Here is a 13,998-nt window from a genome sequence, read left to right on the forward strand (position 1 = left end):
CGCCGTTGACAACACAGCAGCTTCTAACGCCGCACCAGAGCCAGTACTTCGCCTGGCTGCTGACCCGACGCGCGGCGGGCGACTCTGTGGAGTCGCTGGCCTCAACCTTGGTCGATTCGCAAGTCGATCTGAATCCTCATCAAGTCGAGGCCGCGCTCTTCGCTTGCCGCAACCCGCTCTCACGCGGCGTGATCCTCGCCGACGAGGTTGGTCTGGGCAAGACCATCGAAGCCGGTTTGGTCATCTCCCAACGCTGGGCCGAACGGCGACGGAAGATGCTCATCATTGTTCCGGCGAACCTGCGCAAGCAGTGGCACCAGGAGTTGCAGGACAAGTTCGGCCTGCAAGGGCTGATCCTTGAAGCCAAAAACTACAACGCGATCCGCAAGCAGGAGCGGCAGAATCCATTCTTGTTCGCGTCCGGCCCGATCATCTGTTCCTACCAGTTCGCAAAGGCCAAGGCCGACGACGTCAAGGGCATTGACTGGGACTTGGTCGTGCTCGACGAAGCGCATCGCCTGCGCAACGTTTACAAGACCAGCAATGTCATCGCCAAGACCCTCAAGGAGGCGTTGTCGCGCGTTCACTCCAAGGTGCTTCTGACCGCGACGCCGTTGCAGAACTCATTGCTCGAACTCTATGGGCTGGTCAGCTTCATCGATGACCGCGTGTTCGGAGACCTTGATAGCTTCCGCTCGCAGTTCACTGGCAGAGAGCAATCCTTCAGCAGCCTGCGTGACCGGCTGGCCCCCATCTGCAAGCGCACCCTGCGCAAACAGGTTCAGCCCTACGTTTCGTACACAGCACGCAGGGCCATCGTCGAGGAGTTCACGCCATCGAGCGAAGAGCAGGAACTTTCCAGGCTCGTCGCCGACTATCTGCGCCGCCCCAACCTCAAGGCCCTGCCCGACGGGCAGCGCCAACTGATTTCACTCGTGCTGTGGAAGCTGCTTGCTTCCAGCACGCACGCGATTGCGGGTGCGTTGGAGACAATGGCCAAGCGTCTCCAGGGCGTGCTGGATCAAGCTCCCGTGGTTCCCGATCTCGCCGAAGAACTGGACGAGGACTACGAGTCGCTCGACGAGACCGCCGACGAATGGGAGGACCAAGAGCCGGGCAAAGAGGCAACGAACCGCTCCGAGCGTGATGCCGTCGCGCAGGAGATAGAGGAGCTTCGCCACTTCAAAACGCTGGCAACCAACATCCGTGACAACGCCAAGGGTAATGCGCTACTCACTGCGCTGGTTCGCGCCTTCGCCGAACTGGATCGGTTGGGCGCGGCCAGAAAGGCCATCATCTTCACCGAGTCCAGGCGCACGCAGGAATACCTCCTCAACTTGCTGGCCGACACGCCATACGGCGACGGCATCGTGCTCTTCAACGGCACCAACAGCGACCAGCGCGCGCAGGCCATCTATAAGGACTGGCTGAAACGCCACGAAGGCACCGACCGCATCACCGGCTCCAAGACCGCCGACACCCGCGCAGCCTTGGTCGAGCACTTCAAGGAGCGCGGCAAGGTCATGATTGCCACCGAGGCTGGGGCCGAAGGCATCAACCTCCAGTTCTGCTCGCTCGTCATCAACTACGACCTGCCCTGGAACCCGCAGCGCATCGAACAACGCATTGGACGGTGCCACCGCTACGGTCAGAAATTCGACGTGGTGGTGGTCAACTTCGTCGACCGCAGTAATGAGGCCGATGCACGGGTGTACGAGCTGCTGTCGCAGAAGTTCCAGCTCTTCGAAGGTGTATTCGGGGCCAGCGACGAAGTTCTCGGCGCCATCGGCTCCGGTGTCGATTTCGAGCGGCGTATCGCCGAGATCTACCAGAACTGCCGAGAGCCCGAAGAAATCAAGTCCAGCTTCGAGCAACTCCAGCTCGACCTCTCCGGCGAGATCAACGAGGCGATGGTCAAGACGCGGCAGGTCTTGCTTGAGAACTTTGATGAGGAGGTGCAGGAGAAGCTGCGCATGCGGGCAGACGACAGCCGCAACGCGCGCAATCGCTTCGAGCGCATGCTGATGGACCTGACCCGCGCGGAACTGGTCCATTGCGCCGCCTTCGATGACGACGGCTTCGATCTCCGCCACATACCGACTGGAACCGACCATGGCGGTCTCGCGGGCATCGAACTGGGGCGCTACGAGTTGCCCCGCCGCTCCGGCGACGCGCATCTATACCGCATCAATCATCCGCTGGCGCGATGGGGCATCGAGCAGGCCAAGGCTCGCGTACTCGACGGGGCTCGACTCGTCTTCGACTACAACGCCTACGGTTCAAAGATCAGCACCCTCGAAGCCTATCGCGGCAAGGCCGGATGGCTCACCGTGAAGCTGATCTCGGTCGAGACTTTCGGCAACCAGGAGCAGCATCTGCTGGTTGCCGCGGGCACGACCGACGGCGTCGTGCTCGCGGAAGTAGACCCGGAAAAACTGTTGCGCCTGCCCGCGACCACGCAAGCAGCCAGTCTGTTCAACGCCCCTGACGCCACCCTGCTGGCCGACGTGGAGACCCGCAAGACAGCACTCCTGCGCGATGTCAACGAGCGCAACCTCGGTTACTTCGAGCAGGAAGTCCAGAAGCTGGACGCCTGGGCGGACGACCTGAAGCTGGGTCTGGAGCAGGAGATCAAGGAGATCGATCGCGAGATCAAGGAGGTACGCCGCACGGCCGCGACCTCACCAACCCTCGAAGAAAAGCTCTCGTGGCAGAAGAAGCAGCGTGAGCTGGAAGGCAAGCGTAGCAAACTGCGCCGGGAGCTGTTTGCCCGGCAGGACGAAGTCGAAGCGCAGCGAAATGACCTCATCAGTCAGTTGGAAGTGCAGCTCCAGCAGCAGGTGGAAGAGCGCACGCTGTTTGCCGTCGAATGGGAGCTGGTCTGATGGCAACAGTTGTCGCTCGGCCCCTCGAACTCGATCTGCTATGCCAGAAACTCGATGCAGATTACTCCACCCGAATCACGGGAACAGGGAACACGCCAGAATCTCGGCGAAGCAACTTTCTGTCCAAGGCAATTGCGGCATTCGTCCTGCATGAAGACGCCGGCGCCAATCTCGATGAGTCCGTGGCCGCCAGCATCGATGGTGGTCAGGATCATGGAATCGATTCAGTATTCGTTTCAACGGATCAGACGATCTGGCTGGTCCAATCCAAGTACAAAGAGTCAGGCACTGGCGAGCCGGAACTCGGCGAGGTATCCAAATTTCGGGACGGCGTAACCGACCTTCTGCAAGGACGCTGGAATCGTTTCAACAACGCCTTGCAAAGCCGCCAAGCGGCAATCACCAATGCGTTGAACAGCGGTATCTGCAGGGTCAAAGTCGTGCTGGCCTATTCCGGCACGGCGGTATCCGATGATCGGCGCGACATCTTTGCCGACTTGGAGCGTGCGTTCAATGGCGCAAATCCGGGCTTTCTTCGATGCCATGCCTATGGGCTCACGACCCTTCACGATCTGCATCTGGACGGGGTTTCGGCCCAGCCCATAGAAGCCGAAGTCGAATTGAAGGACTTCGGTCACACGCAAGAGCCCTACCGGGCGTTCTACGGGCGCATGGACGCCAAGCGGCTCGCCGATCTTTGGGCGGCACACGAGGAGCATCTGGTTGATCGGAACATTCGCCGGTTCAAGGGCACGACCACCGTCAATGCTGGACTAACCGAGACGATTCGACAAGAAGCACAGCACTTCTTCTACTTCAATAACGGCGTCACCTTCCTCTGCGACTCCATAACGGAGCAGCACCCCCGCGACCCGAATCGGCAGACTGGCACGTTTCGCATTCGAGGCCTGTCCATCATCAACGGTGCGCAGACGGTTGGGGCGATAGCCCGCGAGCCACTGGCCCACTACGATGCACATCCCACCATAGTCATGGCGACTTTCGTTTGTCTTGAGAACGCGCCTGATGGCTTTGGCGATCGTGTCACCCAATCGCGTAACCGCCAGAATGCCGTAGAGCTGGAAGACTTTGCCGCGCTCGATGAACGGCAGGCCATGTGGCAGCAGACCTTGCAGATGGCGGGCATTACCTATCTGGTCAAGCAGGGGGACGACGATCCGCCGCTATCGCCGACCTGCTTCAGCGCGCGTGAACTTGCGCCATTCCTGGCTTGCACCGTAACCACGAACGACTGGCAGGACTACGTGACCGCCGCCAAGGCCGACAAAAAGAAGCTGTTTGGGCGGGAGGGGTTGGTATCAGCAACCGACCCCTTACGCCATTCCTACGAACGGCTCTTCGCCGACTCCCTCACGGCAAGGCAAATGTGGCGGATAGCCCAAGTCGGCCGAGTGGTCGTAGAGAAAGTCCGCGCCAGAGCCACTGCCGAAGGTGATCCCGCCAACTTGCCAGCGGGGGCACTCCCTGCACGAGAGATTCTCAATCACGGCGCTTGGCTGGTTCTACACGTCATTTTCATCCGGCTTCAGTTTCAAAACGGACCGATGCTGGCGTTGACCCAGGATGAGATGACAGCGATTTCACGCGAAGTCGATCTTGTTTCCGAGCGCCTTGTGAGTGCCGTCCAAGGCGCGCAGTGGAACAAGCAGGCGCGCAGCATCTTTGAGAACAAAACGGACTGTCGAACCGTGAAAGGCCGTTTGATGGCGGCCTTGGCGCAGCAGAGCCAGGGAGGAAATCAATAGTGCAAGCAAACATCAAAGGTCTGGTGGATCGACTGGAGCTTTCCCAGTCCAAGGCAATGATGCCTCTTTACGAGGCTATCTCGAATGCCGTCGATGCAATCGAAGAGCATCAAGACGGCTTCAGCAATCATTTGATTCGCATCCGGCTGGTAGCTTCTACCGATCTTGCTCATCAAGCTGGCGATGAGACTCTGGTCGTGGACGGCTTTGATGTCATTGATGATGGCGTTGGCTTCAACGAAAAGAATTTGGCCTCGTTTCAGGAGGCACACACGCTTTCCAAGGTGAAGGTCGGTGGTCGAGGTGTCGGACGCTTCACCTTCCTGAAGGTCTTTTCATCCGTACACATCCGCAGCGTCTTCAAACGCGACGGTAAGGCTTTGCTGCGCGAGTTCGACTTCAGCATCCAAGATGAACTGAAAGGTGCAGACACCACGTCTGAAGTCAAAGAGGCATGTGGCACGCATACCTCCATGCGGGGCATGGATGACAAGTTTCGGGCTGGGTGGCCTACCCAGCCCGAGACCATCGCTGAACGCATCATTGCGCACTTTCTGATCCGGTTTGCGGCCCGCTCCTGCCCTCCGATAGCTCTGGAGTCTCCTGGACACGCTCCGATTGACTTGCATGCCCTGTTTCAGTCCACCGTGCTGGCGCACATCCAAGAGCAGTTCTTTGAGGTTTCCGGCCATACATTCGCCTTGCAGGCTTATCGCCACCGAGACGGACGCTCGCGCCACGAACTCAATTTGTGTGCGAACGGGCGGGAAGTCACCACAAGCAAGCTGCGTGACCTGCTTCCGGAGCTTCCCGAAAGGCTGATCGACGGGGACCAGGAGTCGTACACCTTGATCGTGCTGGTCACCGGGGAATACCTGGACGACCATGCCAACCAAGAGCGCACGCGCATCGCTTTCCAAAGCGATGAGGAACCCGAACTTGAGCAGTCGCTCGTCTCCCGGCGCGCCCTGCACCAGGGTATTGCGGGCGCGTTGCGCCCGCTGCTCTCGGGCGACTTGAAGTCAACGAACGAAGAAAAGCGGGCTCAAATCGAGAAATTTGTGGAGCAAGCCCCCGAGTACAGGGCGCTCACGCACCCTCGCTACAAAGAAGTGATCGAGCAAAAGATTCAGCCAGGCCTGTCTGAAGACAAGCTGGACGAAGCTCTTCTGCATGTGAAGCGCACCATCGAGGACGACATTCGCAAAGAGGCCAAGCATGTCGCGGCGCTCTTCGAAACCGAAACCTTCGAACAGTACCAAGAGAAATTTAAGGAAATCGCGGAAAAGGCCAACGAAATCGGCAAGGCCCAGCTTGCTGCCTATATTGCGCACCGCCGAACGATCCTTGACTTGGTGAACAACAGCCTCAAGAAAAAACGCACGGATGACAAATACCCGCTCGAACGAGTCTTGCACAAGATGATCTTCCCCATGGGGACGACCTCGAAGGACATCTTCTTCGAGCAGCAGAACCTCTGGGTGATTGACGAGCGGCTGTGCTATCACACCCTGCTCACATCAGACAAAAAGCTGAAAAGCGTCGCTGGGCTGGACGACACCTCGGGCCGCGAGCCGGACATCTTTGCATTTTTTTATGACACACCCATCGGTGTCGCTGAGGCAGACAGCCTGCCTGGTGGTGGTGTTGTCATCATCGAGTTCAAGCGGCCAGGGCGGGACAATTATGACAAAGACCCCGCTGATCAGATCATCCAACGATTCCGAGAAATCTCCGAAGGGGGCGTCACTGACGTTGATGGGCGGCAGATCAATCCCGCCAGCCTGCGGTACACCGGGTATCTCATCGCTGATTTAATGCCGTCTTTGCATCGACAAGTATTCGGACGTTACCACCGCACCGCCGACAACGAAGGGTATTTCTCCCCTTTGGCGACTGGCAACGGGTATATCGAAATTCTCTCCTACGACAAGCTCATCAAGGATGCAGAACGCCGCAACCGCATCCTGTTTGACAAGCTTGGACTGCACAAGCATTAAGGTGGCATGACCATGAGCAAACAAAAACTAGAACTTACCTGGATCGGGAAGGAGAAGCGGCCCAAGCTGGAGCCCCGCATCCTGCTCGAAGACCCCGAGAAGTCATATCACGCCACGCATCGCGTGTCGGATGGCGACATCTTCGACAACCGGCTGATCTTCGGCGACAACCTGCTGGCGCTCAAGGCGCTGGAGCAGGAGTTCTCAGGCAAGGTGAAGTGCATCTACATCGACCCGCCCTTTAATACGCAACAGGCATTTGAGCACTACGACGATGGATACGAGCACTCCATTTGGCTTGGACTCATTCGCGATCGCGCCGAATCTCTTCGGCGATTGCTGTCCGATGACGGAACGATGTTTGTGCACATCGACGATAACGAGCTCGGATACCTGATCGCGTTGTTGGACGAAGTGTTCGGGCGGGCGAATCGGGTTTCAGTGGTGACCTTCAAGCAAGGATCAGCTACCGGCCACAAGGCAATCAATCCAGGCGTTGTGAGCACCACTAACTTCATTCTGATCTACGCAAAGAATAAATCGTTGTGGACGCCCAATCGAGTCTTCACGGCCCGTGCAGAGCGGGACAAGCGCTATGGGCAATTCATCGAAAACTACGAAGAGCCCTTCTCTCGTTGGCGATTTGTCACGCTTGCTAGCGCGTTCGCAATGAATCTCGGTATGCCGGAACGCGGCCTCAAGAAGACCTTTGGGGATCTGTACGAGGAGCAGCTTTCCGAGTTTGTGATGAAGAATGCGGAGCGTGTAGTTCGTCTCGCACGGCCAGACTACAACGCCGTTAGCAGTGAAGCGCGGGAGATGATTGACAGATCGAAGGCTCGATCCGGCGAAGTCTTGCTGCTAGAACGCGAATCTCATTCGAATATGTACTTCGTCAATGGAGAGCGAATCCTCTTCTACTCGGATAAGCTCAAGTTCATTGACGGGAAGTACGTGGCTGGTGAGCCTTTGACCAGCCTATGGGATGACATTCTCTCCAATAATCTCCACAACGAAGGTGGGATCAACTTCCCAAAAGGAAAAAAGCCCGAGGGGCTTATCAAGCGATGTCTTGATCTGGCAACCAAGCCTGGCGACATCGTTCTTGATTCTTTTGCTGGCTCTGGAACGACTGGGGCAGTCGCCCACAAAATGGGGCGTCGCTGGATCATGGTGGAGTTGGGCGAGCATTGTCACTCCCACGTGATTCCCCGCCTGAAGAAGGTGATCGATGGCGAAGACCCGGCAGGTGTCACTGCAGCGATGAGCTGGAAAGGCGGCGGCGGCTTCCGCTATTACCGCCTTGCCCCCAGCCTGATCGTCAACGACCGCTGGGGCAACCCGGTCATCAATCCAGAATACAACGCTGCGCAACTGGCCGAGGCGCTGGCCAAGCTGGAAGGCTTTGCCTACGCTCCGTCGGAAACGCACTGGTGGCAGCACGGCCACTCCAGCGAGCGCGATTTCATCTACGTCACCACGCAGAACCTGTCCGCTGAGCAGTTGCAGGCGCTGTCCGATGAAGTCGGCCCGGAGCGGAGCCTGCTGGTGTGCTGCGCCGCTTTCCACGGAGTCACGGCGGCCAGAGCGGCAGAGCGCTGGCCGAACCTGACGCTGAAGAAGATCCCGAAGATGGTGCTGGCCCGCTGCCATTGGGGCCGTGACGACTACAGCCTGAATGTGATCAACCTACCAATGGCGGAGATTGAGAAGACCGAGGCTGCGGCCACGGTCGATAGCAGCAAGAAGATCAAGAACAAGAACAAGAATGCGGCCCTCGCCAACGCGGGACAGGGCGGCCTGTTTGGGGAGAACGAATAATGAGCACCCGCGTCCTGCACGCCGTTACCGGCCGTCTGTCTCTCCGCCTGCCCCAGGCCGAGTCCCTTATCAAGCTCGCTCGCGCGCTCGATGCTGCGCCTGAGCTATTGGGTCACGAGCGCGATGTCTCGGCCATTCTGTCCACGTTGAAGGCCGAGTTCAGCACGCTGGAGGACTTCGAGCGCGAGTTCCCGTCGCTGTGTTTCGCGCTGGCCACGGGCGTGGGCAAGACGCGCCTGATGGGAGCCTTCATCGCCTACTTGCATCTTGCGCACGGCATCAACAACTTCTTCGTGCTGGCGCCCAACCTGACGATCTACAACAAGCTCATCACGGACTTCACGCGCAACACGCCGAAATACGTGTTCAAGGGTATCGCCGAATTCGCGCAGCAACCGCCGCTGATCATCACCGGCGACAACTACGACCAGACCGGTGCAGCGGTAGGCGATCAATCGATGGGCTTCGCCCACGACGTGCGCATCAACATCTTCAACATTTCCAAGATCAACTCCGAGGTACGCGGAGGCAAAGAGCCCCGCATCAAGCGCATGCGGGAGGTGCTTGGCGACAGCTACTTCAACCACCTGGCTAGCCTGTCTGACCTGGTGCTGCTGATGGACGAATCGCACCGCTACCGGGCCAGCGCCGGCGTGCGCGCCATCAACGAACTCAAGCCGCTGTTCGGTCTGGAGGTGACAGCGACGCCCTTCGTCGAGTCCAGCCGAGGTCCTGTGCCGTTCAAGAACGTGGTGATCGACTACCCGCTGGCGCGGGCGATGGAGGATGGCTTCGTCAAGGAGCCTGCCGTGGTCACACAGCGCAACTTCGACGCCAAGGCCCACACGCCCGAGGAGATCGAGAAGACCAAACTGGAAGACGGCGTGCGCTTGCACGAGACGACCAAGGTCGAGCTGCTCACCTACGCCCGCGAGAACGGCGTCAAGCCGGTCAAGCCCTTCATGCTCGTCATCGCTCGCGATACCACGCACGCGGCGCAACTCTTGGCGCTTCTGGAGTCGGGAGCCTTCTACGAGGGGCGCTACCAGGGCAAGGTGATTCAGGTCGATTCCAGCCGCACCGGCGCGGAGGAAGAAGAGATGATCACGCGCCTGCTGGCCGTGGAGAGCGTGGACGAGCCGACCGAGATCGTGATTCACGTCAACATGCTCAAGGAGGGCTGGGACGTGACCAACCTCTACACCATCGTTCCACTGCGCGCGGCGAATGCCCGCACGCTGATCGAACAGTCCATCGGACGTGGCCTGCGACTGCCCTACGGCAAGCGCACGGGCGTCGCGTCGGTGGATCGCTTGAACATCGTCGCGCACGACAAGTTCCAGGAGATCATCGACGAGGCCAACCGAGGCGACTCGCCGATTCGCCTGAAGCAGGTCATCCTCGATGCACCGAGCGCCGACGATAAGAAGGTTAGCGTGCAGGTCGAGTCGGGGGCAGCGGCTCGCCTCGGTTTGACGGACACGCCGGTCGTGCAGACGGGCCCATCAGGTGTCGCCAATGGAGCGACAGCCACCGCCGCGCCGGCCCCGGTGTTCACCACCGAGGCGGAAAAGCAGGCCGCGCGCGTGGTCATGGACGTCATTGGCAAGTACGAGATCAGGCGCGATCTGGTGCCTACCAGCAGCGCGCTGCTGAGACCCGAGGTGCAGAAGGAAATCCTGGCGGAGGTGACGGAGCGGTTGAAACCCCTACAAGGCGAATTGCTGGCGGGCGCGGATGAATCAGTCCCCGCACTTGACTTGTCCGCTGTGGTGGCGAAGACCACCGAGATCGTGGTGCAGCAGACCATCGACATCCCGCGCATCGCGGTGGTGCCAACTGGCGAGGTCACGACGGGCTTCCACGCCTTCAAGTTGGACCTGAGCCAGCTCCATCTCCAGCCTGGCCAGCGTGAGATCGTCGGTCAGATGCTGCGCACGAACGAGCAGTTCACCCTGGCCGCCGAAGTCGGGCTGCGGGAACAGCGCCCGGAGGACTACATCGTCCACGCCCTGGTGGACTTCGACGACATTGACTACTTCACCCACGCCGATTTGCTCTACGACCTCGCGGGCCAGATGGTGCAACACTTGCGCGGCTATCTGTCCGAGGACGAGGCCATCAGCGTCCTCGATCGTGACCGCCGCTTGATCGCACGGGAAATCCACGCGCAGATGATGGCCCACTTCTGGGAGGAGGCGACTGAGTACGAGGTTCAGGTCAGTCGCGGCTTCACTGAACTCAAGCCTTGCAACTACACCGCCACGGCAGGCCAGACGGCCCACCACTTCCGGGAGACCGTGACCGAGACCAGTCGCATCAAGCAGATGCTCTTCGGTGGCTTCGCGCGTTGTCTGTACCCGCTGCAGAAGTTCGACTCGGATACCGAACGGCGCTTCGCCATCATCCTGGAGCGCGACGCGACGAAGTGGCTCAAGCCCGCGAAGGGGCAGTTCCAGATCTACTACAAGCTCGGCGCCGAGCAGCCGGAATACATCCCCGACTTCGTGGCCGAGACGGACGCGACCATCTTCATGGTGGAGACGAAGGCACGTGCCGACATCAACACGCAGGAGGTTCAGGTCAAGGCCGCTGCCGCCATGCGGTGGTGCAAGCACGCTTCCGATCACGCGGCGAACGTTGGCACCAAGCCCTGGAAGTACCTGCTGGTGCCTCATGACGAAGTCAGCGAGTCGAAACGGCTCGCGGATTACCTGCGCTTTGAGGTCAAGACGTAGTTGAGCTGCCCTTGATCGACTTCGGTGAGCAAAAGCGATTCCGGCAAGGCACCCAGGCGGCGGGAAATCGCCGCTTCACGGGCATGATGAACCGGCAGGGAAGAGGAACAAGAAATGCAGAAACCCGCCGCACCGCAAAAGACCGTCCTGGAAACGATTCTGGACTGGTCAAAGGATCGTCCACTCTGGCAGCGTGACGCCCTGCGCCGCATCATCGCAAACGGCCGTCTGACGGACGCCGATATCGGCGAACTCGTGGACCTTTGCAAACAGGGCAAAGCTGTACCCGTAGGCGCGCTGAAAGCGGTACCGCTGGAGAAGGCCCACCTTCCGGCCAACCCCGGTCAGATCGCTGCGGTATCGCTTCTGTCGATCGCCGACGCGACCGGCGTGAACAACCTTGCCGCCGGCCAGACCCTCGGCTTCGAGCCGGATGGAATTACGATCATCTACGGCGACAACGGTGCGGGCAAGTCCGGCTATGCACGCATCCTGAAGCGCGCATGTCGTGCAAGGCATGCCGGAAAAATCGAACCCAATGTGTATGCCGATCAGCCCCCGAAGCGCGTCGGCGCGAACATCGCGTACGGGGTCGGCGGTGTGCCGCAGCCGGTCGAGCAGTGGCAGAACGGCGCAAATCCGCATGCAACGCTGTCTGCAGTGAGCGTGTTCGATAGCGACTGCGCCTCAGTGCATATCCGCGAGAAGAACGAAGTTGCATTCCGGCCCTTTGGTCTGGACGTACCGGATGAGCTTGCTGCAGCCTGTCAGGCGGTGAAGGATGCCCTCGCAGCTGAACAGAATCAGCTTGAGAAGGCCCGCAATCCGATCTTTGCGGCGCCGACTTGGAAGGCCACCACGGCCGTGGGGAAGGCGCTTGCCGCGCTGAACGCCAACACAGACGCAAAGAAGATCGAAGCCCTGGCGGCGCTCTCGGCAGACGAAAGCGCCCGTCTTGAGCGTCTGCGGGAAGACTTGTCGAAGAATCCGACCAAGGCAGCGGCGGAACAGACCGTCAAAGCCGACAACGTCATGCGGCTGATTACCGCGGTGAACAGCGTTGAAGCCAGAACCACCGATGAGGAGCTTCTGGCAGCCGCTGCCCTCGCCAGGGACGCACGGTCGAAACGGGACGCTGCACGTCTTGCCGCGGAGAAGGCCTTCACGGGCGAACCCCTTGCCGGGGTCGGCGGCGAGACATGGCGGGTGCTTTGGGATTCCGCCCGCCGCTACTCGACGGAGATCGCATACCCCGGACAGCCGTTTCCGCCGTCGGCCGAAGACGCGCATTGCATGCTTTGCCAGCAGCCATTGAAAGCTGAGGCACGTGCACGGATGGCGCGCTTTGAGGATTTCATCCAGGAGGACACGGAACAGCTGGCACGCGAGGCAGAGAAGGCGGCTCAGACCGCACGTCAGACCATAGCTGCCGGGGCAATCGGCACGCGGGCGGTGAAGGCCAGTCTCGACGAGCTGGGCCTCCAGAATCAGCTGCTGCAGCAGCAGACGCGCCGCTTCATCGCCGCAGCCCGGCTGCGGCGCCACGTTCTGCTCAAAGCCTTGGGCGGAAACGGCGAGGTACAGCTTCCGCCCGTTCCACTGTCGCCGCTGCCCGATCTCGGCCAGCTTCAGACCACGGTCCGCAGCTACGCCGCCGAGCTGCGCAAATCCGCTGACGCGGATGAACGCAAGAAGCTCGAAGCCGATTTCGCCGAGCTGAGCGACCGGGCACTGCTCGCCGGCATGCTGCCGGTCGTCACTGACGAAATCCAGCGGCTGAAGACCATCCGGTTTCTGACCGAGTGTGCGGGCGACACGGCGACGAACACTATCACCAAGATGGGCAATGACATTGCCGACACCGTGATTACGCCTCGGCTGCGCGACAGATTTCAGGAAGAGATCGTCAGGCTTGCGGCCTCGAAGGTTCGCGTCGAAATCGTGCGCTCCGGCGGCAAGTACGGCTCACCGCAGTATCAGGTGCGCCTCTTCGCAAAGCCGGATGCCAAGGTCCACGAAATCCTGAGCGAAGGGGAAAAGACCTGCGTGGCGCTGGCCGCCTTCATGACCGAGCTTGCCACCGCGATGCACCGCTCTGCTCTGGTCTTCGATGACCCGGTGTCCTCGTTGGACCATCGCTGGCGTGGGCAGGTGGCCAAGCGTCTCGTGGAAGAAGCGGAGAACCGTCAGGTCATCGTCTTCACGCATGATCTGGTGTTCGTGAACGATCTGAATGACCACGCGACGAAGACCGGGCGGGCAGTGCGGCTCACGACGCTCAGTCGTGGCGCCGCGGGAGCCGGTATGGTAGCCGACGGCCTGCCCTGGAAGGCCCAGAGCGTCGAAGATCGCATCGACAAGCTGGAGAAGGCTGCACGTGCGGCAAAGCTGCTGCATGACAACAACCAGGAAGACGAGTACGCGGTCGAGGTGGCAAAGCTCTACAACTCGCTGCGCGCCACATGGGAGCGCGGCCTGGAGGACATCGCTTTCGTCCGCGTTATTCAACGCCATAGGGACTACATCAACGCCAGGGACCTGAAGAAGGTCAGTGCGCTCACCGAGGCTGACTGCGATGCTTTTGCCGCCGGATTCAAGAAGTGCTGCGACATTGTTGACGCACACGATCCATCCAGCGGTAGGAATGCCGTGCCGCCACCACCTGCTGATCTTTTTCAGGACATCCAGGCTTTGAAGAACTGGGCCGCGTCTCTGCGAGACAGGCAGAAGAAGATTGCTTGAGATGTATTCGTTCACGCCGATGCTGGAGTACTTGACGAAGCAGAGA

Annotated in this window: 6 protein-coding genes; all 6 read left to right on the forward strand. The window is 60.0% G+C overall.

All coding sequences use genetic code 11. The features are described 5' to 3' along the window. Nucleotides 1-5 precede the first annotated feature (5 nt). The 6 genes from CAL15_RS03150 to CAL15_RS03175 all read left to right on the forward strand — a co-directional run bounded on the left by CAL15_RS03150 (nt 6) and on the right by CAL15_RS03175 (nt 13,952). A complete protein-coding gene (locus CAL15_RS03150; protein WP_086077273.1) occupies nt 6-2,885 on the forward strand; it encodes an SNF2-related protein in 2,880 nt (959 codons plus the stop codon). Further along, the gene (locus tag CAL15_RS03155; RefSeq protein ID WP_086077274.1) at nt 2,885-4,651 is read left to right on the forward strand and encodes an AIPR family protein; all 1,767 of its coding nucleotides are present in this window, start codon (nt 2,885-2,887) and stop codon (nt 4,649-4,651) included. The genes CAL15_RS03150 and CAL15_RS03155 overlap by 1 nt, the downstream gene beginning before the upstream one ends. Beyond that, on the forward strand, nt 4,651-6,651 hold the full coding sequence (locus CAL15_RS03160; RefSeq protein WP_086077275.1) for an ATP-binding protein: 2,001 nt from the start codon (nt 4,651-4,653) through the stop codon (nt 6,649-6,651). Before CAL15_RS03155 ends, CAL15_RS03160 begins: the two co-directional genes overlap by 1 nt. Before the next feature lie 12 nt (nt 6,652-6,663). Further along, nucleotides 6,664-8,472, forward strand: coding sequence for a site-specific DNA-methyltransferase (locus tag CAL15_RS03165; protein ID WP_086080898.1), 1,809 nt, complete (start codon nt 6,664-6,666; stop codon nt 8,470-8,472). Then, complete coding sequence (locus CAL15_RS03170; protein WP_086077276.1) at nt 8,472-11,210, forward strand: DEAD/DEAH box helicase; 2,739 nt, start codon at nt 8,472-8,474, stop codon at nt 11,208-11,210. Before CAL15_RS03165 ends, CAL15_RS03170 begins: the two co-directional genes overlap by 1 nt. A 114-nt stretch (nt 11,211-11,324) precedes the next feature. Continuing rightward, the gene (locus tag CAL15_RS03175) at nt 11,325-13,952 is read left to right on the forward strand and encodes an AAA family ATPase (protein ID WP_086077277.1); all 2,628 of its coding nucleotides are present in this window, start codon (nt 11,325-11,327) and stop codon (nt 13,950-13,952) included. The last annotated feature ends 46 nt before the right edge of the window (nt 13,953-13,998 follow it).

It is taken from the genome of Bordetella genomosp. 13 (genome assembly GCF_002119665.1).
GTDB lineage: Bacteria > Pseudomonadota > Gammaproteobacteria > Burkholderiales > Burkholderiaceae_B > Bordetella.